This window comes from Eubacterium sp. SB2, from assembly GCF_001244405.1.
GTDB classification, from domain to species: Bacteria; Bacillota; Clostridia; order Lachnospirales; family Lachnospiraceae; genus Faecalicatena; species Faecalicatena contortus_B.
In genome coordinates this window covers 248,554-272,106 of the sequence record NZ_LN865150.1, presented here as the reverse complement: position 1 = coordinate 272,106, position 23,553 = coordinate 248,554, and the positions used below count along the sequence as shown (strand labels likewise).

Here is a 23,553-nt window from a genome sequence, read left to right as displayed (position 1 = left end):
TTCAATAGCACCATTGTATCACGTACAAATACTCTGCGAAACCCCTTTGTTACGGTACGCCCTTCGTTACAGTACGCCCTTTGTTTATAATATTCCCTGGTGCAAATAGAATACGCTTATTTTATAGTAAATGAATGAGTACAATATGTTCCACCAAACGAATCAATACGCCGCCCCACTTAAGGAGCCCCCCAGTAGACAAGCTTTCCTCCCGATTGGATGAACCCAGCAAAATGAAGGGCTAGCCGAAAGCCTGCCAAATGCATATATGCCGCCTCAAAGTGCTAAAACGATCCTTAGAAATTCTTGGAAGCCGACAGCCGAAAAAGCGGGGAAATTTTGTGATCACCGAATCACAAAATTAGGCGGCCCAGCGCGAGAAATCATCGGATGTCTCGTGATGTGCCGCCTGTGCCCCGCTTTTTCGGCTGCCGGCTTCCTAGAATTTCTTAGGTTCGTGTCCGCACTTCGAGGCGGCATATGTGCATTTGGCAGGCTTTCGGCTAGCCCTTCATTTTGCGCCCTCATCCATCGCCCAACCCAAAGCTAGTCAACGCCTAACCCAAACCAGCATTTCCCCAATCCCCCGGTTCCCCCACCGTGCATAAGGAACCGCCTTCATGGTGACTTTTTTTCTCTCCGGCTGTTCAAATGAATACAGTTCATGATTGCCCGAATTCTGATATTCCCGATACCCCCGTATATAAACAGGCGGGTAAATCTCTTCTCTGCCTTCTCTTTCCTGTCCTATTTCCTGTGTCCCGCAAATCGATTCTGCGATCAGCGCATTCAGGTCTTCTCCATTGTCAGCTTCCTCCAGGCAGTAAACAATGGGGCCCCGCAATATCGCTGCTCTGCCGCTGTCAGCAGATACCTTGGGATTTGCATATACAAACCGGCTTTGAATGTCAAATTGAAGTTGAATGACGTCACCATCACACCACGCCTTGTTTATTCCCATATATCCTGTAACTTCTTCCGGTTGTATTTCTTCTCCATTGACCAATACGCCAATGCTCTTACTCCAGCCAGGTTTCCTGAGTCTTACAGACATTTCTTTCTGTTGGCCGGAATACTTTATTTCCAGTCTTCCGACTCCCAGATAATCTCCCGTGATCTCCCACAGGCCCCCCTCTTCCAAATATATTTTTCCGCCAATATAGAGGTGAATGGCTAACTGATTTTTTTCCTGATTATAATCATAAACATATTTGTCTAATGACGTGATGGTTCTTGCCGCGTTTGGCGGACAGCACGCACATCCGAACCAGGTTACCCTGCTTGTTTTCACATGCCTCAGGTCGTATCTCTGATCGGCTTCACGGGGATTCAGCATAAGAGGGTTTACATAAAAATACTCTTTGCCATTGTCAGACATACCGCTCAATACCCCATTGTACAATGCCAGTTCCATAATATCCGAATACTGGCTGTCCAGCTTCAGACGGAGCATCCGTCTTGCCCAGAACACCAGGCCGATTGACGCACAGGTTTCTGCATATGCCCGGTCATTTGGAAGATCGTATGGAACCGAAAATGCCTCTCCATGCTCATCCGCTCCCACTGCTCCCGTAATATACATCTTTCGCTTTGTCACATCCTGCCACAGCGCATCCAGTGCCCGGATGGTCTTTTCATCTCCTGTTTCGTATGCCAGATCCGCTAAACCGGAATACAAATACATGGCCCTGACGGCATGCCCCACCGCCTCGCGCTGCTCCTGCACTGGTTTCTGTGCCTGGTGATACTCCAGTCCAAACCATTTATCCTTAAATTGTTCACCGAATCCGGAATCGTTTAATAAGAAAGAGGGCTGCTTTCCCCGTTCTAATAACAGGTATTTCATAAAATCCAAATATGTTTCTTTTTGGGTATATTGATAAAGCCTGTACAGCGCCAGTTCCAATTCCGGGTGCCCGGGGTAGATATGCAGTTTCCCCTCTTCCGGACCGATTCTTTCCATAAACCAATCCATATAACGCTCTACAATCTGCAGCAGCCGTTCTTTTCCCGTCGCTTCTGCATACGCGGCCGCGGCCTCCGCCAGATGGCCTGCGCAGTACATTTCATGGCCGTGTGCGATATTGGTAAGCCGTTCCCCCTTTCTCACGCAAGTGTAATATGTATTAAGATAACCATCGCTTTGCTGCGCCCGTCCTATGATTTCAATCAGTTCATCAATCTCGGATTCCAGCTTGGGATTCTCCTTTATTCTAAGGGAATATGCCGCGCCCTCTATCCATTTGGCCACATCACTGTCCTGAAATAACATGCCTGCATACTCACCATCCGCCAGCTTTGCCGCAATTCTAAAATTCTCAATTGCATGGCTCTTGGGTATCCCTGGGACAGCATCGCTTAGTACTTCATATTGATAGGGTATGATGCTTTCGCACATTTTTTCAATCTGCCCACTCCAGAAAACGTCCCTGATTTCCATTTTTGTCTGCTTCATAACATCAAATCACCTTTCTTTCATAAATACACACATTCCGCCCTTTCCCCTGTTTCCCCAATGGTAATAAGGAACCAGACAAATGGCATTATCTTCAAACTGCGGGGGCTCACATCCATATAATCCGGTCTCTTTTTTCGTACACCGGTATCCCTCCGCATAAATGAAATCCACGTCTCCCGACAAGTTTCCCTTTCTCTTAAAAAACAGCCCGCTCAGATCCCCGTTATCAGCTTCTTCGGCACAATATACCACAGGCCCCCGCATCACAGCCGCCTTCCCAATCAAAGAATGTACCTGCAGGGACGCATACACTTTCCGGGGCAGCATTTCCATATCTACTTGAATTTCAGTCTCTTCCATCCAGCATTCCTGCTCGATTTCAGCGTATCCTCTGTTGATCACCGGGTGTATTTCCTGCCGGTTCTTTTTAATCCGTATCTTCCCGCACCAGGACGGCACCCTGATTCTCAGAACTCCGGGCGTGCTGTCCGCCTTTCTCACCCGGATCCTGATCTCCCCCGCTCTGGGGTATACGGTATCTTGTGTTACGGTCCAGCCATTCATATCCGCCTCACTGTTTATGAAAAGATGGATATTAAAATTGTGCTCATCACCCGTATAAATATATTTATTAAGTCCCATTAAAAGCCTGGCAATGTTCGGCGGACAACAAGGGCAGTCAAACCATGGCTGGCGCTCATATTTCAGATGCGAGTAATCCTGCCTCTTCTCACATCTTTCCGGATCGATTTCCAGTGCATTTGTATAGAAGAACTCAGTGCCGCTCTCCGAGATCCCTGCCAGGATGCCGTTATAAAGAGTTTTTTCCATAATATCACCGTATTGGGAGTCATTTTCTATCAGCAGCAAATGATAAGACAGCAGAAACAACCCGATCGATGCACAGGTCTCCCCATACATCAAATCAGAGGGCAGGTCATATGGATATGTAAAGCTTTCCCCATACGCAGATGACCCAATAGCTCCTGTCAAATACATCTTTTCCTCTGTCACATTCCGCCACAGCTTCTTTACATGCTGAAACAAATCCATATCGTGATCCAGCCTTGCCTTATCTGCCGCAGCAGTATAAAAATACATTGCCTTTACAGCATGTCCGACCGCCTCATTTTGTTCACGTATCGGCAAATGTGACTGGGAATGCCTGTAATCGCTTTCATCCAGCTCATATACCAGGTTATTCCCCACGTTCGTATTCCGCGGTTCTTCCGAAAAAAAGTATGGTTTCCTGCCGCGCTCCTCCACAAAAAAATCCGCCAGTCTCTTATATCTGTCAATTCCTGTATCCTCATACAGCCGGTAAAGTGCAGGCTCAATTTCGGCATGACCGTCATAGCCTCTGATTTTCCCGGCCTCCGGTCCAAAACAATGATCAATATAATCCGCATACGCTTCTGCTATCTCCAGTAAATCTGTCCGTCCCAGCACTTGATGCGCCGATACCGCCGCTTCGATTAAATGGCCTGCACAGTATAACTGGCAGGACTCTTTCAGATAATGCCATTTGTCCTTCAAACCATGAATAATATAGTATGTATTTAAATATCCGTTTTTTTGCTGTGCTCTCTTTAAAAGATCCGCGGCCTCATCAAAAGCAGCCAGCGTCTCCTGATTTTCATATTGAAGGGCCAGTGCGGCCGCCTCCATCCATTTATAGACATCGCTGTCCTGGGATACAAGCCCGTAGAATTCCCGATCAGACTCACCGGCCGCAATTCTGAAGTTTTCAAATGCCCCGCTTGGTTCTATCCCCTCTATCTCATCGTTCAGTGCTTTTTTAATATACGGGATGGTTTTACCGGCAGCCAGCATTCTTTTTTCATGCAGTAAACCGCCTGTTATTTTAACATCTTTTATACTTGTCTCTTTATACATACGCGCCTATCCTTTCACAGCCCCGGCTGCTATGCCGTTTATGATCGTTTTCTGTGCAAATAAATATATGATGACAACCGGTATAATCGCCATCAGCCCGGAGGCCAGCAGAAGATTCCATCTATTTTGAGTAAACTGGTTATAAAATGCTAACTGTGACAGTGGAATCGTATATAATTCTTTCTTCGAGATCAGAATCATAGGCAGCATCAGATCATTCCAATATCGGATAAAATAGAGTACTGCCACGGTTCCGTTGATCGGTTTTAACAGCGGGAAGATGATCTGGAAAAAGAAACGATATCCGCTGCAGCCATCCATATAGGCACACTCATCCAGTTCTCTCGGTATGGATTTTACGGCCTGGGTGTACATAATCACCGCCAGCGAACAGGAGAAACCGGCATTCAGTACTGAGATCAGCGTCAGGTTATTGGTAATATGAAGATCTGAAGCTGTCACGGCCAGAGGAATCATAATGACCGGAAATGGAAGCATCATGGCAATCATAAATACAACCGACGTAATGTGTCCGATTTTATTATTCATTCTCGCAAGCTTATATCCGGCCATTGCTCCAAGCCCTATGACAATAACCCCGCTTAACACCGCGAAATAGATCGTATTCCCAAATATTTTTGCGTAATGGCCGGTGTTCATAACCTCTTTAAAGTTATCCAGGTTCCAGGATTCCGGCAAAGCAAGCGGCTCCATGACAACCTGCCCGAATGTTTTAAAAGAATTCATGATTACAAAAACCATGGGAAGAAACATCGCTGCGCAGATCAACCAGAGAATCACTGCAATCATCCTATTCGTACGTTTTTTTTCTGCCATCAGTCTTCCTCCTTTGTCAGTCTCATCTGCAGGCCGGCAATGACCGCCATTACAATCGTCAATACAACCGCTAATGCAGAAGCGTATCCCATCCGGTGGCTCTTGAACGCCTCGTTGTATATGTATAAGGCAATATTCTCCGATGCATGTCCCGGCCCGCCGTTTGTCAGGCTCATAAGCAGCGGGAACATATTCAGGCTCTCCGTGACAGACAAGAATAAGCAGACAAAAATCGTCGGCTTCATTAAAGGAAGCGTAATGTACCGGATCATCTTAGCGCCGCTGCACCCGTCAATCACCGCAGCCTCTACCGGATCCTGCGGAAGAAGCTGCAGCCCGGCAAGATAAATTACCATAAAATATCCAATACACTGCCACAACTTAACAGCCGCAGCCGAGTACAATACAAGCCGTTCATCGGACAGCCAGCCCGTATTAAATATTCCCCAGCCGGTCAGCGGATATAAATCCGTCATAAATCTACCCAATAAAAACTGCCAGATAAAACCGACCGTTACATTATTAAAAATAAAAGGGCAGAAAATGATGGCCCTCAGAACATTCCTGCTTTTGATTTTCCGATTCAACGCCAGGGCGAACAGAAAACCTGCGATGTTGGCCAGAACAATCAGCAGAACAGCCGATTTCACAGTAAAACCCATGGCATTATAAAAAAGTTCGTCTTTCAATATATCTGCATAATTCGATAATCCCGTAAACTCTTTGTTAGGATTAATTCCGTTATAGTTCGTAAATGAATAACCAATAGTCTGAAATAACGGAAGTATAAAAAAAAGTACATATAGTATTAACATAGGAAAAACAAATCTGATAAAATCTAAAACCTCTTTTTTCAGCTTTCGCTGAAAATTCGTTCCGCAGGGGCATGAATTACGGGGTGCCCTTTGGTATACCTCTCTTTTTTTCCTCTTTCTGCTCCTCATGTCTTGCACATCTCCTCCGTTCGTTATCAAAAGGCTGCAAAATTGTACGGTTTTACGTAAGCCCAATTTTGCAGCCTCTGAATCGACGTAACCGTTCACGCAAGCCTGAACTGTCACGAATCATCAACTAATCTAATGCATCCGCATACTTGTTAAATGCATTGTCAAAATCCTCAATTAATTTCTTGTGGTCTTTTGTACCGGAATTCAGGTACTGTACAGTAACTTTCCATGATTCCGCATCAAATCCGGCCGGCTCATATGCATAATAAGTAAAGACTGTTTTCTCATCCTGCAGATATGTCTGCAGAATCTCGGATGCTTCATCTAATTCAGGCTCCGCTGTAGCATTAGCTGTTGGAACACCGATTTCATCATAATAGTAGCCGCCGCCGTTTTCCGGGTTCAGAAAATATTCCATAAACTGATTGATCGCATCAGCTTTTGCCGGATCCTCCTCGGATGCCGCTAATACATTGATTACAAATCCGTACTGTTTTGGGAACAACAAGTCTTCTTTATCCTCGGAAATCGGAAGTGGGAACATCCCCATTTTGATATCCGGATTCAGTTCTCTGATCTGGAGAATCGACCAGTTGCCCTGCAGCATCATGGCTGCATCCCCTTTCGCAAAAGCGGCGTATTGTCCCGACACATCTGTATCAAACGGCCTGTCCTGTGTATTGTCTGCTACCAGATCCAATACGTCAAACGCCTGATCGATACCCGGCTGGTCAAAGGTCCAGTTTCCTTTCTTATAGTCATCCCCTAACTCTACCGCAGCCGGCGTCAGGATGGAGGATGCCCCATATCCCAGGAACTGGCCAATGGTCCATTCTGTTGCATAGCCCGCGGCAAACGGCGTGATCCCGGATGCTTTTAACTTCTCTACGCAGTCTTTTAATTCCGAAACTGTCACCGGAACGTCCGCAATGCCTGCTTGTTCAAATAACTCCTTATTGTAGAAAACGCCCCATGCCTGCGTATCCATCGGGATTCCATATACCCCGTCCTCAATCGTGACCGTATCCAGTTCTGTGTCCCGGATGTATTTCATGAAAGGCTCATCCTTGATATCTTTGATATATCCTGCATCTACATAACTGGCAAGTTCAAATCCCTGCAGCTGGCTTGTCAGATCCGGCGCATCGTCGGCCGCCAGCCGGGTCATCAACTCCTCGAGATGGTTTGTGCCGGTTGCGTTGAATGTAACGTGAACCCCATCCTGGCTGTTATTGAAGTCTTCAACAATACGGCTGAATATCTCCGTCCTGTTCGGATCCCCGAATAAAAATTCAAGCTCTACCGGTTCACTTGATTCCTGTTTCTGGGCGCCGCTGCTGTCTGATGTACTGCCGCTTCCCTTTTGGGCGCATCCGCCTGCAGCCAGCCCCGTGATCATCGCGAGTGCAATTCCCAATGATAATAATTTCTTTTTCCTCATTTGTCCTCCTCCTTTTGGTTTCGCTTTGTTTTGTTATTATTATCATATATTTAACTCCTTATGAAATACATAGACAATATCGACTGTTTTTAGGACAAAACTGACAATGCAAAAAATTATCAAATTATTCATTATTTCTTGCTGATAATTTGGTATACTGAATTTATTGAAGGCAGGCAATGTGGGGATTCTCTATAATTCAAGCGAATGATAACTAATTGAAAAAACATTAGAAATTCTAGATGATTATTTAATGAAGGGAAATAAGCAGATGAAAAATATAGCGACAAAGCAATTCCAAATCCTGACGGATATACAGTTGGTTTGGGATTTTATGGTGGATACATATGAGCATTTTTTTATAAATGGCGTACCAGCACCGTTTTTTGAATATGCGATTACATCCTCATGGATGAATAAATCCTATTTACATTTAAACCGGCTGTGGCTTGATAGTGGCAAGGTAGTTGGATTTGTATTTACAGCGGATCCTGTCACTAATATATTTTTTAATCTTCGACCAGGATATGAAGAATTAGCAGAAGATATGGTGGTATATGCAGAAAAAAATATGCCAAACTTTAGGCATGAACAGGAACTGGTCCTTTTTAGAGGACAAAGCGTATTTGTCGAAACAGTTAGGAAAAAAGGATATGTGACAGCGGCTGAAAATATTGACTTGATCTGCGATTTTAAAAAAACAGTATTAAACTATCCGTTACCGAAAGGATTTCGTTTCGTTGATCCCCAAAGTTGTGATCCTGTGAAGCTTGCTGTCTGCACTTGGAAGGGCTTTAACCATGAGGATAAAGGTGCCTTTGAAAATTGGAAAAATGAAGATCAGGGTACATTATGGAATCCGACAAAGGCATATAATGGCACATTAAGTTCTATTATAGCGCCGCCCCCTCATGCAACTCAGCAATATAATATAATAATAGCGAATGAACAGGGAGAGTATGTTTGTTTTTCCGGGATGTGGTGGGTACCCCAAAATAAACTGGCTTACATGGAGCCACTTTGTACAATTCCCGAGTATCGTAAGAAGGGACTTGCGTCGTCAGCTCTTGCAAAGCACTATAGTAATTTGAAGCCGCTTGGTGCGGAAATCATGACCGGTGGCGGAGATATCTTTTATAGCAAAATTGGGTATGAAGATGGAATCCATTGGCTGCATTTTAGAAAGAAATAGGTTTAAACTGAAATAGCTGCAATAAAGTCGGCGTTGATATAACAAAAAGTAAAAAGAATGTGTATTTGTATTTATAAACTACTCTTAAAGAGTAAGAAAACAATCGGCATCATCATACGTCAAAAGCCAGATATCACCGGAGGTAAATTTTGGTTTAGTTATTTTGTTGCATAAAAATACCAACCATCGAATATTGACGGTTGGTAAAATTTTTCAGTTTAATATATCTGAATTTCAGTTCCACATTCAGGACAATTAACTTTTCCTGTGTCCACATAAAGTGTATCATTCTCATTTATATCAAATGGAATAGCCTCTTCACTTCCGGATATTCTAGTCCTTTTAATTTTTTTGACTTTCCATTCTTTCCCACAAGATGGACACATAACTTTATTTTCTTTCATGTAATTTCCCTCCACAATTTGATAGAAAAATTATACCACCCCAAGCGCCGATATTCAATTTTCAATGTGCAAATCTTTATTACCTAAATGCCAGTTTGTATAACCAAATACCTGCACTAGATGGAAGCCCCCCTCCCTTTTTTTACAACATTTATTTGAGTATGTCTTGGAGTATTTGCAGCGAGGCACGTGTCAAGCCTCTCATGCCTTATTCTTCCGCTTTCGCTGTCCCCACCATGAGTTGCAGTATGCTCATAATGTATGACGTGATGCTTTTAGGCGCCTTGCTATCCCCTAGTAGCTTTATCTTGAAAGGTGAACTTCCGCCAGACCTAACATATTACCTACCCGTCATCCATAGTTACAGGAGCCTTATCCCCTTCAAGAATAAACTGCTTTGGAGATACCCCGCAGTATTTTTTAAATACCCGGCTGAAATAGCTGCAATCGTGATAGCCAACAAGCTCTGCTGCCTCCGCAATGTTATAGCCTGCCGCCAGATATGCCTTTGCCTGTGCAAGCCTTACCTCGTTTATGTAACTGGTGATATTTACTCCATACTTTTTCTTAAATAGCCTGGACAATACATCCTTATTCATGTAGTACTCCTGAGCCAGGCTGCTCAGTGAAATATCCCGGGCATATTCCGCATCGATCCGTTCCCTTATCTGCCCGACAATATCTTTCCTGCGCTCAATACCTGCTCCGCCGCTCTCGTCTGCGTGCTGCTCACAGATCTTTTTCAGTGCCTGGTTCAGTTCATTCCGGTTAATTGGTTTTAATATATAATCTACCGCGCCATATTTTAAAGCGATTCTGGCATATTGAAAGTCATCATACCCGCTGATGACGATAACCGACGGATTCATCTTTTCCTCCGCTATAAACTTCAGAACCTGGTCTCCGGAACAGCCGGGCATTTTCATGTCCAGCAGGATCACATCCGGGGTCTTAGTCTTGATTAATTCAACAGCCTCTAGCCCATTCTGTGCCTCTCCAACAATCTCCATATTGTTTTCTTCCCAATTACCAATCAGGCGTATTGTCCGACGGATAATCCGTTCATCATCTGCAATTACTACTCTCAGCATCTGCCTTCCCTCCTGGCACCTTAATCTTCACTCGAATACCGCCTCCGTCCCGCTGTTCAATACTTACCCCATATGCCGGGCCAAATTGCTGCCGGATACGTTCGTTAAGGTTCACCAGCCCTTTTTGCTCGTATCCATTCGCTGGCGCCCCTCCTTTGCTATTCAGCATATTCTGAATTTCCTTTAACCGTTCAGTCTCAACGCCATCGCCGTTGTCTTCAATATAAAATTCACACACCTTATTTTTCAGCTTTAGCCGAAAATTCGCCCCGCAGGGGTATGAAATACGGGGTGCCCTTGGGTATACCTTATTTTTCAACTTTGCTGATACACCGCCCGCAGGGCTTGTGTTACGGTATGTCCTTGGGTATACGTCTTCTCTAATTATATCATAAATACAGATATGAACTGCTTTTGTAGTTTTTTCCATCCCATGCTTGATGGCATTTTCTACAGGAAGCTGTAATGTAAACACCGGAACCAGCATATCCAGAGCCTTTTCCGAGAGTTTAATCTCCAGGCTGATCTTATCACCAAACCGGTATTTTTGAATGTCCATATAATCCCGGACAATTCTGACTTCTTCGGATACCTTCACAATGCTCTTGCTGTTGTTAAGACTGTATCTTAAAATCCCGCTTAGTGCATTGTTAATCTCCTCGATCTCCAGGACATTATTCTCAATTGCAATTCCGCTGATTGTCTGCAAAGTATTATATAAAAAATGCGGGTCTAACTGCGCCTGCAGCGCCTCTAATTTGGCCTGCTTTTCCTGAATCTGGCTCTGATATTCCGATTCGATCAGGGTATTGATTCTCAGATTCATTTTCTCAAAGCTGGAATAAAGGGTTCCCACTTCATCGCTTCTCTTTGCCAGCAGCGGCTCCTCGTAGCTTTCCCCCTGTTTATAATGCCGCATGGTACCTGCAAGATTCTCTATCGGCTTCATAGTACGATTGATTATATAGTATAAAACCAGGATTCCCAGGCCGAAAATCATAAGCACAAGTATGCAGTTGCTGATAAACTGTGTTTTAATCCCTTTCATAATCTGGTCTTCCGGCACAATCTTTACCATTGTCCAGCCTTCATTTTGGGATTTATCCGCGATTACAACGCATTTTTTATTATCGATCTTCTGTCTGAACCAATATCCGGATTCGTCATGAATACTGACTGCATCCTTTAAGCTGTTCAGCGCTTTCTCCTCCCGCTCTTCGCTGTCGTAGATTAACTGAAGGTCATTATCAAATATTAATAACTCTTCCTCCTCGCTGTTAAACTGTCTGTAAAGTGTATCGAGCCTGCTCTTATTGATATTTACGGAGATAACAAAATAATAATCGTCATTCTTTAAAGGATACTGTATATATCTGGAAAAGCAAATGATATCTTTCTCATCGTACCGGATTTCTTTTGACACCGTTACCGCCAATGCATTACTCGTTTCCGCCGCAGTATACCAGGGCATCTCTTCCAGATCATGACCGTTTAATATGTACAGCGTATTCTCCGTTGATTTAATAGGAATATGGTTAAACGAAACTTCATCCATTATATAAAATTTGTTTGATGCACTGGAATATAAATAAATACTGTCGATATCGCTTGCCGAATTATATTTACTTGCAAGAATATTGTATATCTGGTTATCTTCGCTGACCGATTCCTCTCCGCCGCTTTCCCAGAATATTTTATCATAAAACATTTCTTTTGATGCAACAGATAAATCATCCACGATCCCGGAAAAGTAATTTGTGTTTGCCTGATGTAATATCTGCATATTATTTGATATAATTTCTTCTTCTCTGGAATGATACATGTATAAATACATCAGACAGACTATGATGATCTGTATGAAACAGATGATTCCTATTACGAAAATAATCTGGTTGACTAGTTTGCCTTTGATTAAACGGAGATACAGCTCCTTGGCTTTGCTTAACATGACCTCACCTCCTGTGGATCTCTGAATCATATTTTAGCAGAAAACTTTTTGAAAAGCGAGTCTGGGGGAAAACGATATTTTAGCATTGAGTTTCTAACTTTAAAATGTTAAACTTTTTTGAGAAGGTAAAAAACATGAGAGATATTAAGAACATATTGAGAGGTATATTGAATTTATAAAGAGCAAAAGACAAGACAAAGAATCTGTCTGCTCTAAATAACGTTCTCTAAAAGAACAGCCAAGTTTTTATACCCCACAGGACTGGGGAGAAATATCCTGAACGGATCATTTGTTCTAATACAGCACATTGACAATAATATACTTACCCAGGGAGCCGAAGGGGCGACCATACCAGCTGCCGGATTTTTTGAAAGGAGCTGGTGTCAATGGTTACATATAGCGATTTATTCACTTTTGTAATTATGATTTGTGCGATAATAACTCTTGTTGTTAACATCTTTAAACGCAAAAAGTAGCGCCCTCGGTCTGGTAAACTAAGGCGCTACTTTTAGAGCTGATGCTTACCGTCAGCCAGGTGTGTGCTGGCTTTCGGCTCTCTTGTTAAGTATATTATAGTCAATATTACGGATTCTGTCAATTATATATCTTCTGACTCAGCTCATTGACAATAATATGTTACTGTTCAGACCGTGCCGTGCACCCTGCTGCACGGCATCGTAGCCGATGATGTGATGGTCTCGGGGCATCTGGTCTTTGCTCCGCTTCGGTACGTGCTAAACATGCGCCACTGGCGCATAGCCCCCCTCGCCGTAGGCGACTTTAAATGGGCAGATGCCGTTACTGTGCACGCCCGCAGGGTGTGAACAGTAACAATAATATACTTAATAAGGCAGCCGGGGACGTGCTCCCACCTGTTCCGAGTCTTGAGGAAGGGGTGGTGCTTATGTACGTTACATATGATAACCTCTTTACATTTGTGTTGATGATTATTGCAATTATCACCCTTGTAAAAAGTTTCTATGACAAACATAAAAAATAGCCGTCCTACCCTCAGAAAGTAAACGGCTATTTCTTAATATCTTTCGCCGGGGTGGGTGAGGTGCATTCACCCTCCGGCTGTCTTGTTAAGTATATTATAGTCAATATTACGGATTCTGTCAATTATATATCTTCCGCTTATTCCAAACCACCCGCACCGTGGATGAATAAAGGAGAATATAGCTCATACGAGGTTATTGAAATGTTAAAGATTATTATTTCACCTGCAAAAAAAATGAATCTTATAGATGAATTTAGTTTTAAGCTTACGGATCCGGTCTTTCTGGAGGAAACCAGATATCTACATACTCTTTTGAAGGAGATGGCACTGGAAGAACTTCAGACATTGTGGCATTGCAGCGACAGGCTTGCCAAACAGAATTATGAACGTCTTCATTCTTTCTCTCCGAATCGTGCTTCCAGCCCTGCACTGCTTGCTTACGAAGGAATCCAGTATCAGTATATGGCTCCACAGGTTTTTTCGGATTCGCAGTGGGATTATGTTTCTGATCATCTTTATATTTTATCCGGGTTCTATGGAATTCTGAAGCCTGCCGACCGGGTGATCCCTTACCGCCTCGAGATGCAGGCTAAATTAGAAACAGAGAAAGCACGGGATCTTTATCGGTTCTGGGGCAGCAGGATGTATGACTTATTGACCGGGAAAGACGGGGAATCTGATTCTGTTCAGATCCTGAATCTGGCTTCTGCCGAATATAGTAAAACGATTCTGCCATACGTCAGAGCGCCGCATTCTCAGGTGACCTGCATTTTTGGTGAGATTATAAATGGGAAAGTAAAGATGAAAGGTACTCAGGCGAAGATGGCGCGCGGAGAGATGGTCCGCTGGATGTCTGAACAGTACATAGAAAATATTTCCGAGATACGCAGGTTTGATCGATTGGATTATCGTTTCCATCCGGAACTTTCCTCGGAGACGGAATATGTTTTTCTGAAGAATCCGGCCCCTGAATGTCAGACAGATGATATGATGATATAAAAGCCTGCTATTCAGATACCTTCTATCAGCACCGCCCGGCACGGGGCTCCGTCGCATCCGCCCAGCTTTAACGGCTGGGCGCACAGAAAGTATTCGCCGCACTCCACGTCACACAAATACAGGCCTTCCAGTATGGCCATTCCTGCACCCAGCAGGATTTTATGCACTCCGGCCGGCGAATCTTCGGGGCCCACGGTCAGGCTTTCTACACCTGTCAGCTCCATGCCTGCCTCCGCAAATACTCTGGCCGCATCCTCCGTGAAAACAACGCTGCCTTTCCATAATACCTTTTTCTCTTTCCCGGCTATGATCTTCCCCGCCTGCTCTGCGTCCAGTATGCCGTCATATTCTACGACACTGCACGGGCCCATAACCTGCTCCAGCAGAAGCTCGTCAACTGCCCTGCCCTCATCCAGAAAATGTCTGGGGGCATCCATATGGGTTCCGTTGTGTACACACATTTTCAGGTATGTGAGATTACACGCGTCTCCGGTTCTCACCTGCATCAGACGCTCATATTCAGGCGCCGGGTCTCCGGGATATACGGCGGAGCCAAATAATTCCCTCGAAATGTCATAGAACTTCATTCTGTTTCTCCCGCCTCCTTCTTTCCTTTCACAATCAGCCGTTTGAGGGACGCCCGGAAGCGGTCATCATCCTCCTGCGTCCGCTTTTTCGGCCCTTTGAGATGATTCTTCCTGGTCTTTCTCCTGACCTTTTTGGCTATATGCCGCTCAAACATCATCTGATCGATATTCTCCGCTGTATACCATTTTCCGCTCTGGTGGATCGGGAATACGCCCTTTCCGAGGCACATGGAGGCCACACCGTAATCCTGCGTCACTACAATATCTCCTTTTTCCGCCATAGTAACAATTTTAAAATCAGCGGAGTCCGCGCCTTTTTCCACCGTTACAACCTGGCTGTAATCTGAATGGAACAGGTGTGCCGTGTCACAGACCAAAATGACCGGAAGCTCATTCTGCCGCGCTTCGGCTTCCACGATCCCGATCACCGGACAGGCATCTGCATCTACTATTATTTTCATATTAACAATTCCCCACAAATACATTTTTCAGATACTTACGCGCCGTTTCTGCAAGAAGGTACACCCGGCCTATATCCGTGGGCCCTCTGTTTTCCATATGATATCGTGGAAAGAAACGGGTTACGTGCAGAGGAATCTCCCCGTCTAAAGATGCGATCCACTGCGCTTCCTCTTCCATTTCCTCCAGGCTGTCATTTTCTTCCGGCACAATCAGCGTTGTGATCTCTACATGACAGGATGCTGCCGCATGCCGGATAAACGCCTTCACCGTCTCCAGATCGCCCCCCAGCATCCGGTAATAGTCCGCACGAAACCCCTTCAGGTCAATATTCATGGCATCCGTAAACGGCAGCAGCTCTTCCAGCACTTCCAGAGTTGCAGAGCCATTGGTGACAAGAACGTTCACCATTCCCGCTTCTTTCACCAGCTTTGCCGTGTCCCTCACATACTCCCAGCCGACCAGCGGTTCATTGTAGGTGAACGCCACGCCGATATTGCCGGCAGCTTTATACTCCAACGCTTTTTGGGCCAGCTCCTTCGGTGAAATATACAATGCGCCCGCAGCGGCCTCATCCGCCATGGATATCTCGTAATTCTGGCAGAAAGGGCACCGCAGGTTGCATCCATAGCTGCCCACCGATAAAATCCTGCTCCCCGGGCGGAACATTTTCAGCGGTTTTTTCTCGATCGGATCCAGGGCCATGGAGGTTACCCGGCCGTAGTTACCGCATATGACCGCTCCATTTTCATTTTTTCTGGCCAGACAGAATCCGGTCTGCCCCGGCCCCAGACTGCAATGGTGCATACATACCTGACAAGCTTTATTCATGCCGAACCACCTCAAACCGCTCCAGGCGTACCTCTTCGTCCCTGCCGATGCCGGCCTTTCTCTTTGCGATATCAATCTGCTCCTCCACGGTATCCACGCCTTCCAGATTCGGAAGCAGAAGCCCCCGCTTATGCCCTTTTGACACGATAACCCCATATCGTTTTACATCCAGCTCATCCGGGGCAGCCACCGGCTCTGTCTCCCCCAGTACGTCCACGCTGATTACAAGCCTGTCCAGTTCTTCCGGCTCCACCGCAGGAAATCTGGGATCCCTGGAGGAAGCGCTGATTGCATTGTCTATGATTTCCTCAGCAAGCGAGCTGCGTACTGCCTGAATGGTTCCGATACAGCCCCGAAGCTGCCCGTCTTCCTTGATTGACACAAAAGCGCCGGCCCGCTGGCTGTACAGTTCCCGGGGCAGCCCTTTTGGCGCCTGTATCTTTCTGCCTGTGCGCACATATTCCTCTATCGTACGCCTCGCAAGCTGCACATAGGCATCCTCCTGTTCCCGCTTTTCCAGAATCCGGGCTTTTTCCTCTGCCTCAAACTGCTCTTTAAACTTCCGCTCAGAATCCTGCCCGAAGGGCACATAAGCGCACACACCGTAGCCGACGCCGAAAGGCCCCTCGTAAGAAAGCCGCTCTGCCGCGACCGCCATCCCATCCAGAGCCCCGGCCATAATTGTAAATGCTCGGTGTCCGCATTCTCCCGCATTTTCACAAAAGTCTTCGGAAAACTCCAGCAGCTCCTCAAATGCGCCTCTGCCCATCACATCCATGATCCGGGCGTCGTACTCCGGGCCTTCCTTTTGATAGCCATAAGGCCCGTCCGCCTTCAGCCGGTGTGACAGATCTCCGCTGGCAATCAGTACCGTCTTTCTGCCCAGGTGTTCTATGGTCCTGCCGATATATTGCCCCAGCTCATAATGTCTGATCAGCGGGAATCCCGAAAGCCCTATTCTTACCAGTTTGTATCCTGTCCAGTACCGGTTCACAAAATACAGGGGCACCATAGTACCATGATCCAGGCACTTATCCCGCGCTCCCAAGGTTCCTGCCGGCAGTTTTCCAGCCTTAGCCAGGCTGCCCAGATACGCTGTGAACTCTGTATCATATGCAGCTTCCAGCTTCACCTGGCCTGCCCCAAACTGGCCAAAGTCCCCTTTCGCCCCCTCTCCGGGTGAAATATGAAAGTAATCCGCATACATGACCTGATGGGGCGAAATCAATACGATCGTCTCCGGCTGCAGTTCCCCGATCCGCCGGGCGACCTTCTCATATGCATCCACCGTGCTTTGAATCTTATGCTCCTCACCTCTGCCGATGTCCGGTACGATCAGCGGCGGATGCGGAACCATAAATGCCGCCATAATTCCCATAGCGCTCCCTCCTTCTGATTTGTCGAAACAGTTCAGGCGGGCCTGAACCGTTTCCATTTGTCTGCTTTCTCTTTTTTCCGTTACGATATTCCTATTTATTCCCCGGCCTTATCATCCGAAAAATCCCTCCATACCTGTTCCAGCCGCCCGGGTTCTCTCATCAGCATCCAGCCGCCAAGCGCCATGCACTCTGCCACGTACAGCATCCCTTTCTGCCCGATACTCATCCCCGCCTGGGCCGTTGTGGTCCAATGGTGAAGCGGCGTACCTTTACACATCACCGCCGCACTGAGCATCACCGTGGGCACGGTGTGGCTCACATCCGATACGTCAGTTCCGATGTTCAGAAGTACCGGTTCCTCCTCCAGAGGCTCCAGCTCTGTAAAATAAACGCCGTCGTTTTTTAGTCCTGCCGCTTCGCTTATGTTACGGGCAAACTCCAGCTCTTCCTCCGTATGCTCCGGAAGGGGAATCTGTTCCATGGCCTCGTAAAACAGTTCTGCCAGCGCCCGGTTCACCTTCATCTCCCTGTTGGAGGTCACAAGCTCAATCTCGACTCTCGTCCCTGTCATCAGAGCCGCCCCGCGTGCGCAGTCATCCACCCTGCGGGAAGCATCCTCCGTCCGGTCCCTGCGGCCGGAACGGATAAAATAATTGGTGGATGCATAGTCAGGCACAATATTTGCCGGACCGTCAGTATTTGTGTAAGTATAATGCATCCGCACATCATCCGCCACATGCTCCCTCAGATAATTGACCCCCACATTCATCAGCTCCGCGGCGTCCAGGGCAGAGCGCCCCAGTTCGGGATGTTTGGCGGCATGGGCTGCCGTACCGTAAAACGCATAGTTCTTCACGTCCTGGGCCTGCCAGATATCGTAGCTTACCCGGTTTCTGTCAAAAGGGTGCCATGTGACAGCAGCGGACAGATCGTCAAAGACACCCGCCTCATTCATTTTGATTTTCCCGATGACAATCTCTTCTGCAGGGCAGCCGTATACCCGGATCGTCCCTTCCACGCCCGCAGCTTCCATCTGCGCCTTCAGTGCACAGGCTGCTGCCGCACAGGCCGTTCCCAGAAGATTATGCCCGCATCCATGCCCCGGACCGCCGTCGGTGCGGCACTCCGAAACCGGTTCCTGTCCAAGCCCCGGCAGGGCATCGTACTCCGCCAGATATCCGATGACCGGCTTATTGCTACCCCACTGTGCTATAAAAGCGGTTTCAAATCCTGCGATCTTCCACTGAATGGAAAATCCCTGTTTTTCCAGAAAAGCGGCCAGCCGCCCTGAAGAATAGACCTCCTGCCCGGACAGTTCCGGATGGCGGAAAATATCATCCGCTGTCTGTATCATTTCCTCTTTATTCTGTTCAAACCATACTTCCCATGCTTCTGCGCTTTTCATTCTGCCTCCCTTGAGTGTGTCATAAAACTGCTTGCTGCAAGATGTTGTCCCAGTTTACGGGGTATTTACTCGTAACAGTTCAGGCAAGCCTGAACTGTTACGCATCCAGCCCATTTAAATTCGCCTGCGGCGAGGGGCTGGATGCCTGCAGCCACTATGTTTTCGTACGATCTGCGCAGTAAATGCGCAGACCTCTTTGAACTGTTACATTTACTCCGCAATGCTGTACTGCAGATATTCGTACAGCAGCCGGCTCCCTTCCCGAATCTCCGGCGGGAGAAGTGCCCGGGCCACCATCTTTGGCTCCGCCGCCGGGTCTGTCTCGTCAGTTCTTCTAAGCATTGCATAATCTCCGTCAATTTTCTCTACGATATAAAAACATGTCAGCATCGTTTCCTCCTCCTGTTGTACGTTTCCCTTTGAGTATATGTGAGCTGCTGCAGGAACTTAACGTGATTTTTTGTTTCAAACACGGTTCGCCCCCACAGGGCCCTGTAAATTTTTCTTTCTGCTCTCAAAATAGATAAACCGGTCAATGGCGTCCAGGATATCCCGGAAGTCCTCTCTTGGGGCCAGCTCGATATATCTGGTCAGCAGCTCCTGTTCCTGCTCCCGGTATCTACCGTAAAAAATGTCATACAGATTGTGGCCCCGCATGTATACACGGATTTCTTCCATATGGTTTTTCACATCATCCACACAGGCTATCTCTCTTCCCAGTACCTCCGTGAGTTTCCTCCCGCTCCGGATTCTGTAGAGATATTCTTTCCATTTTTCCAGAAATATCTCATAGAATGCCTCTTCTGATTCTATGACGCCAAGTTTTGCCATGATCTTTGGATTCAGAAAATAATTTTCAAATGAATAGTAGTGCAGAATCAGTACATTCCGCGGGGTAACCCGGGGGAGCTTATCCGCGTCCTCCGTATTTCTCTCTTCATAGTAGCGGCAGAGCTGCCGTTTCAGCTTTTCCGGATCCTGGCCGTCCCCGTCCCGGATCATCAGAAACTGATCTTTCAGATAGATTTGGTTCATATACTTCAGGTTCGCATAGGTCTTGATGTTCGTACAGCTGTTCGTTGTGATAATGGCGATTCTGGAGAGATTTCCTTCCTCGTCGTATGTCTCTGAATAATATTTTTTAATCAGCAGGGGCAGCCGGCTTTTGTCCTGTTTGCCCTCCACGATAAATACAAAGTTCACATTCATCAGGTCATTGGCCGTATAGCCCAGATCGTCCAGTATTGCGCTGATATCGGTCTTCTCCCGGATTGCTGAACAGCCGTCTTCCCACAGCACTATCTGCCGAATCTGCCTGCTGCTGAAGTTCGGAAGCAGATTCGGGGAGTGGGTGGAGAACATCACCTGATTTTTCCGGGACAGTCTGTACAGGATCTCACCCGATACCTTTTGCAGCTTCGGATGCAGGAAAATCTCCGGCTCCTCCACCATCACAATGCTGGGAACCCGGTCCGCCCCTTCCGCATAAGTTTCCAGAAGAGACAGCATATAGACGCTGCGCATGCCCTTCCCCATCTGCGATACCGGCCGGTTCGCTCTCTTCTCCCTGCCCCGGATCTCTGCGGTCACCAGAAGCATCCTTTCTACGTCCCTGTTCATAGAATAGATAATCTCATCCTGCCCGCCGTTTTTCCGAAAGTTCTCATTCACCTTCCCCGCGAAATCATTCAGATTCAGCTGATAAAGTTTGTAATCCAGCAGCTTTGCCGCCTCAAAGGCATCCAGCTCTTCCGGTTTTTTCTGGTTAATCAGACCGATGCACGCAAAACAGTGGCTGCAGAGCTTTGCCTGGTCGAAAATGCAGCAGCCCGACCGCATTCTTTTCAAAAGCGCATCCTCCTGCAGCATCAGCAGGTCCCCCTGAAGCTGATTCAGGTCTCTCTGTGTGTCCATGTAATATATCTGCGGAAATACTTCCTTTATATATGGGTTGTTCTTTTTTACGCCGTCACTGTAGCGGATACGCCCGTCTTTATTGGCCACAAACTCAAAGGTCAGGATGCCCTTATCATCGAAGGAAGGCAGCTTCCTCCTAAAATCCGCCTCCCATGCTCCGAAGCGCCTGTACTGGCTGACCACCCCATTTTTCTGCAGGCGGATCAGATCTTCTTCCAGAAATTCCAGAGAGACAAACACTTCGATATTCGAGTTGTTCTCCTGAAAATCTTCCGGCTGGATCCGGTAGGAGCCTCCCACCGCGCGGACAGCATCCAGCACGGCTGTCTTCCCGGTATTATTCTGCCCCACCAGAATCAGGGCATTGTCAATATTCTCGATGTACATGTTGCGGATGGATTTAAAATTTCTGATCCGCAGACTGGTAATCCGCATTTCAGGCACCTCCCTTCCACAATTTATTATATATATGCTACTAATATGTGCTTAAGTTTTCTGCAATTTATATGTTTGTATTTTAGCACATTCATTCCTATAAATCTACTTACCTTCTTAGGGCCTGCGCATTCAACGGGATCGATTCAGCAGAAAGCTGCACGCCTCGGCTTTGACCTTGTAAAAAATCACGCTTTCGTTGATGGAAATAAACGAATTGGCGCACATGCCATGCTCGTGTTCCTTGCCCTCAACCGAATTTAGCTGGAGTACACGCAGGGAGAGCTGTCCGATACGATTTTGAAAATTGCTTCAAGCGAACTATCCTTTGAAGGATTATTAAAATGAATACTGGCTCACCAGCTTTAATAAAATAGCCACTCGTAAGAGTGGCTATTTTTATGCCCTTGGTCACGCTCTGGACATGAAGCCTTGCATAGCACTCCCTGCTCAAAGTAACGAAGTTACTCCCGTCATGAGTTCCACCTACTAAATATCATAACTTAGCCATCTCCTTGTTGATTCTTGTGGTTTTCATTGTTTTTTTGTGGCTTTTCATGGATTTTTCTCAATATTTCATTGCTAATTCCCTGTGATTGTTGTATAATAAAGGCACTGTAGACTATCTGGAATCTAATTCCTTAGGAGAAGAGAAAATGAAGAGATCAAAACGTATTGAAACACTGGACCGCCGTCCGGTTAATATGGACGGTTATATTAACGAATGGCCGGAGATGGGTTTTGCAGCGATGAACAGCCCGTATGATCCCAAGCCTTCCATTAAGATTGAAAATGGCAGAATTATAGAACTGGACGGAAAGAAAAGAGAAGATTTCGATTTTATAGACCAGTTTATTGCGGATTATGCCATCAGCATCCAGAGAGCCGAGATGTCTATGACTATCCCGTCCCTGGATATCGCCAGAATGATTGTGGACATCCATGTATCCAGAAAAGAGATTCTGGAGATTGTAAGCGGCATCACCCCCGCCAAGATGGTCGAGGTGCTGAACTGCCTCAACGTTGTAGAGCTGATGATGGGTATGCAGAAGATGCGCGCGCGCAGAACTCCCGGCAATCAGGCCCATATTACCAATCTGAAGGACGACCCGGTTCAGATTGCAGCGGACGCAGCGGAAGGCGCCCTGAGAGGATTTGCAGAGGAAGAGACCACCATGGGCGTTGCCAGATATGCACCCTTAAGCGCTATGGCGCTCCTGATCGGATCCCAGGCCGGACGCCCCGGTGTTCTGACGCAGTGCTCCGCCGAGGAAGCCACCGAACTGGAACTTGGTATCAGAGGACTGACTACATATGCGGAGACACTTTCTGTGTATGGGACAGAAAAAGTATTTATTGACGGGGACGACACTCCTTACTCCAAAGCATTTTTGAACTCGGCATACGCTTCCCGCGGTCTGAAAGTACGCTTTACTTCCGGCTCCGGCTCCGAAGTGCTGATGGGTAACAGTGAGAAAAAATCCATGTTGTATCTGGAATGCCGCTGTCTCTACGCCACAAAAGGTGCTGGCAGTCAGGGGATCCAGAATGGTTCTGTCAGCTGTATCGGGGTACCCGGAGCTGTTCCGGGAGGAATCCGGGAGGTGATGAGCGAGAACCTGGTTGCTGCACTGCTGGGCCTGGAATGTGCATCCTCCAATGACCAGAGCTTTTCCAATTCGGATATGCGCAGAACCGCAAGAACTATGCTCCAGTTCCTGCCGGGAACCGATTTTATATTTTCCGGCTATGCGGCAGAGCCCAACTACGACAATATGTTTGCGGGTTCTAACTTTGATGCAGAGGATTTTGATGACTATAACGTTTTGCAGAGAGATATGCAGGTTGACGGCGGACTCCGCCCGGTCACGGAGGAAGAAGTCATCCAGGTCAGACGCAAAGCCGGAAAGGCCGTACAGGCCGTGTTCAAACAGCTGGGGCTTACGCCTGTCTCCGACGAACAGGTGGAGGCGGTCACCTATGCCCACGGAAGTAAAGACACGCTCCCCCGGGACGTAACGGCAGACCTGATGTCCGCCGAGGACGTACTCAAGCGCGGCATTACCGGCGTAGATGTGGTAAAGGCCCTTGCAGAATCCGGCTATCGGGATCTTGCGGAGAGCGTCCTGAATATGCTGAAACAGCGCGTTGCGGGCGACTATATGCAGACCGCTGCGATCCTGGACAGAGATTTCCATGTGCTCTCCGGCGTTAATACACCGAATGACTACATGGGCCCCGGTACAGGCTACCGTGTCGAGGGCAAACGCTGGGAGGAAATCAAAAAGATTCCTCATATTATCAATCCGCAGGATATATAGGAGGAA

Annotated in this window: 19 protein-coding genes; 4 read left to right on the top strand and 15 right to left on the bottom strand. The window is 46.8% G+C overall.

Going from position 1 to position 23,553, the window contains the following annotated elements; translation table 11 throughout:
- Nucleotides 1-550: 550 nt before the first annotated feature.
- From BN1938_RS04465 to BN1938_RS04445, 5 genes are all read right to left on the bottom strand, one after another.
- Nucleotides 551-2,455, bottom strand: coding sequence for a glycoside hydrolase family 127 protein (locus BN1938_RS04465; RefSeq protein WP_050639446.1), 1,905 nt, complete (start codon nt 2,453-2,455; stop codon nt 551-553).
- 9 nt (nt 2,456-2,464) lie between these two features.
- Nucleotides 2,465-4,354, bottom strand: a complete 1,890-nt coding sequence (locus BN1938_RS04460; protein WP_050639445.1) for a glycoside hydrolase family 127 protein — start codon at nt 4,352-4,354, stop codon at nt 2,465-2,467.
- Nucleotides 4,355-4,360: 6 nt separating this feature from the next.
- Nucleotides 4,361-5,191 (bottom strand): carbohydrate ABC transporter permease, encoded by an 831-nt coding sequence (locus BN1938_RS04455; protein ID WP_050639444.1) that lies wholly within the window; start codon nt 5,189-5,191, stop codon nt 4,361-4,363.
- Complete coding sequence (locus BN1938_RS04450) at nt 5,191-6,135, bottom strand: carbohydrate ABC transporter permease (RefSeq protein WP_050639443.1); 945 nt, start codon at nt 6,133-6,135, stop codon at nt 5,191-5,193. Before BN1938_RS04450 ends, BN1938_RS04455 begins: the two co-directional genes overlap by 1 nt.
- Nucleotides 6,136-6,262: 127 nt before the next feature.
- Nucleotides 6,263-7,579, bottom strand: a complete 1,317-nt coding sequence (locus BN1938_RS04445) for an ABC transporter substrate-binding protein (RefSeq protein ID WP_050639442.1) — start codon at nt 7,577-7,579, stop codon at nt 6,263-6,265.
- Between the two features lie 271 nt (nt 7,580-7,850).
- Here BN1938_RS04445 and BN1938_RS04440 point away from each other — a divergent pair, with 271 nt between their 5' ends.
- Nucleotides 7,851-8,771, top strand: a complete 921-nt coding sequence (locus BN1938_RS04440; RefSeq protein WP_050639441.1) for a GNAT family N-acetyltransferase — start codon at nt 7,851-7,853, stop codon at nt 8,769-8,771.
- A 218-nt stretch (nt 8,772-8,989) separates the two neighbouring features.
- Here the strand turns inward: BN1938_RS04440 and BN1938_RS04435 are convergent, their stop codons facing one another.
- From BN1938_RS04435 to BN1938_RS04425, 3 genes are all read right to left on the bottom strand, one after another.
- Nucleotides 8,990-9,175, bottom strand: a complete 186-nt coding sequence (locus tag BN1938_RS04435; protein WP_050639440.1) for a hypothetical protein — start codon at nt 9,173-9,175, stop codon at nt 8,990-8,992.
- Between the two features lie 344 nt (nt 9,176-9,519).
- Nucleotides 9,520-10,266 carry a response regulator transcription factor gene (locus BN1938_RS04430; RefSeq protein WP_050639439.1) on the bottom strand — a complete coding sequence of 249 codons (747 nt, stop codon included), beginning with the start codon at nt 10,264-10,266 and terminating at the stop codon, nt 9,520-9,522.
- Complete coding sequence (locus BN1938_RS04425) at nt 10,241-12,214, bottom strand: sensor histidine kinase (protein WP_050639438.1); 1,974 nt, start codon at nt 12,212-12,214, stop codon at nt 10,241-10,243. The genes BN1938_RS04430 and BN1938_RS04425 overlap by 26 nt, the downstream gene beginning before the upstream one ends.
- A 1,201-nt stretch (nt 12,215-13,415) precedes the next feature.
- On the opposite strand from BN1938_RS04425, the gene yaaA reads away from it, so the two are divergent.
- Nucleotides 13,416-14,213 carry a peroxide stress protein YaaA gene (gene yaaA, locus BN1938_RS04415; protein WP_050639436.1) on the top strand — a complete coding sequence of 266 codons (798 nt, stop codon included), beginning with the start codon at nt 13,416-13,418 and terminating at the stop codon, nt 14,211-14,213.
- Nucleotides 14,214-14,224: 11 nt separating this feature from the next.
- On the opposite strand, the gene BN1938_RS04410 is transcribed toward yaaA, so the two are convergent.
- The 7 genes from BN1938_RS04410 to BN1938_RS04380 form a co-directional block, all read right to left on the bottom strand.
- On the bottom strand, nt 14,225-14,800 hold the full coding sequence (locus BN1938_RS04410; RefSeq protein WP_050639435.1) for a cyclase family protein: 576 nt from the start codon (nt 14,798-14,800) through the stop codon (nt 14,225-14,227).
- Nucleotides 14,797-15,261 carry a YaiI/YqxD family protein gene (locus BN1938_RS04405; RefSeq protein ID WP_050639434.1) on the bottom strand — a complete coding sequence of 155 codons (465 nt, stop codon included), beginning with the start codon at nt 15,259-15,261 and terminating at the stop codon, nt 14,797-14,799. The genes BN1938_RS04410 and BN1938_RS04405 overlap by 4 nt, the downstream gene beginning before the upstream one ends.
- Before the next feature lies 1 nt (nt 15,262).
- Nucleotides 15,263-16,090, bottom strand: a complete 828-nt coding sequence (gene amrS, locus BN1938_RS04400; protein WP_050639433.1) for an AmmeMemoRadiSam system radical SAM enzyme — start codon at nt 16,088-16,090, stop codon at nt 15,263-15,265.
- Complete coding sequence (amrA, locus tag BN1938_RS04395; RefSeq protein WP_050639432.1) at nt 16,083-17,468, bottom strand: AmmeMemoRadiSam system protein A; 1,386 nt, start codon at nt 17,466-17,468, stop codon at nt 16,083-16,085. The genes amrS and amrA overlap by 8 nt, the downstream gene beginning before the upstream one ends.
- A 95-nt stretch (nt 17,469-17,563) precedes the next feature.
- Nucleotides 17,564-18,874 (bottom strand): amidohydrolase, encoded by a 1,311-nt coding sequence (locus BN1938_RS04390; protein ID WP_050639431.1) that lies wholly within the window; start codon nt 18,872-18,874, stop codon nt 17,564-17,566.
- A 210-nt stretch (nt 18,875-19,084) separates the two neighbouring features.
- Entirely contained in the window at nt 19,085-19,264 is a 180-nt protein-coding gene (locus BN1938_RS04385; protein WP_050639430.1) for a hypothetical protein, read from the bottom strand.
- A gap of 75 nt (nt 19,265-19,339) precedes the next feature.
- A complete protein-coding gene (locus BN1938_RS04380; RefSeq protein ID WP_050639429.1) occupies nt 19,340-21,226 on the bottom strand; it encodes an AAA family ATPase in 1,887 nt (628 codons plus the stop codon).
- Nucleotides 21,227-21,271: 45 nt separating this feature from the next.
- On the opposite strand from BN1938_RS04380, the gene BN1938_RS24165 reads away from it, so the two are divergent.
- Nucleotides 21,272-21,490, top strand: coding sequence for a Fic family protein (locus BN1938_RS24165; protein ID WP_334296472.1), 219 nt, complete (start codon nt 21,272-21,274; stop codon nt 21,488-21,490).
- Between the two features lie 392 nt (nt 21,491-21,882).
- Complete coding sequence (locus BN1938_RS04375) at nt 21,883-23,547, top strand: propanediol/glycerol family dehydratase large subunit (RefSeq protein ID WP_050639428.1); 1,665 nt, start codon at nt 21,883-21,885, stop codon at nt 23,545-23,547.
- The last annotated feature ends 6 nt before the right edge of the window (nt 23,548-23,553 follow it).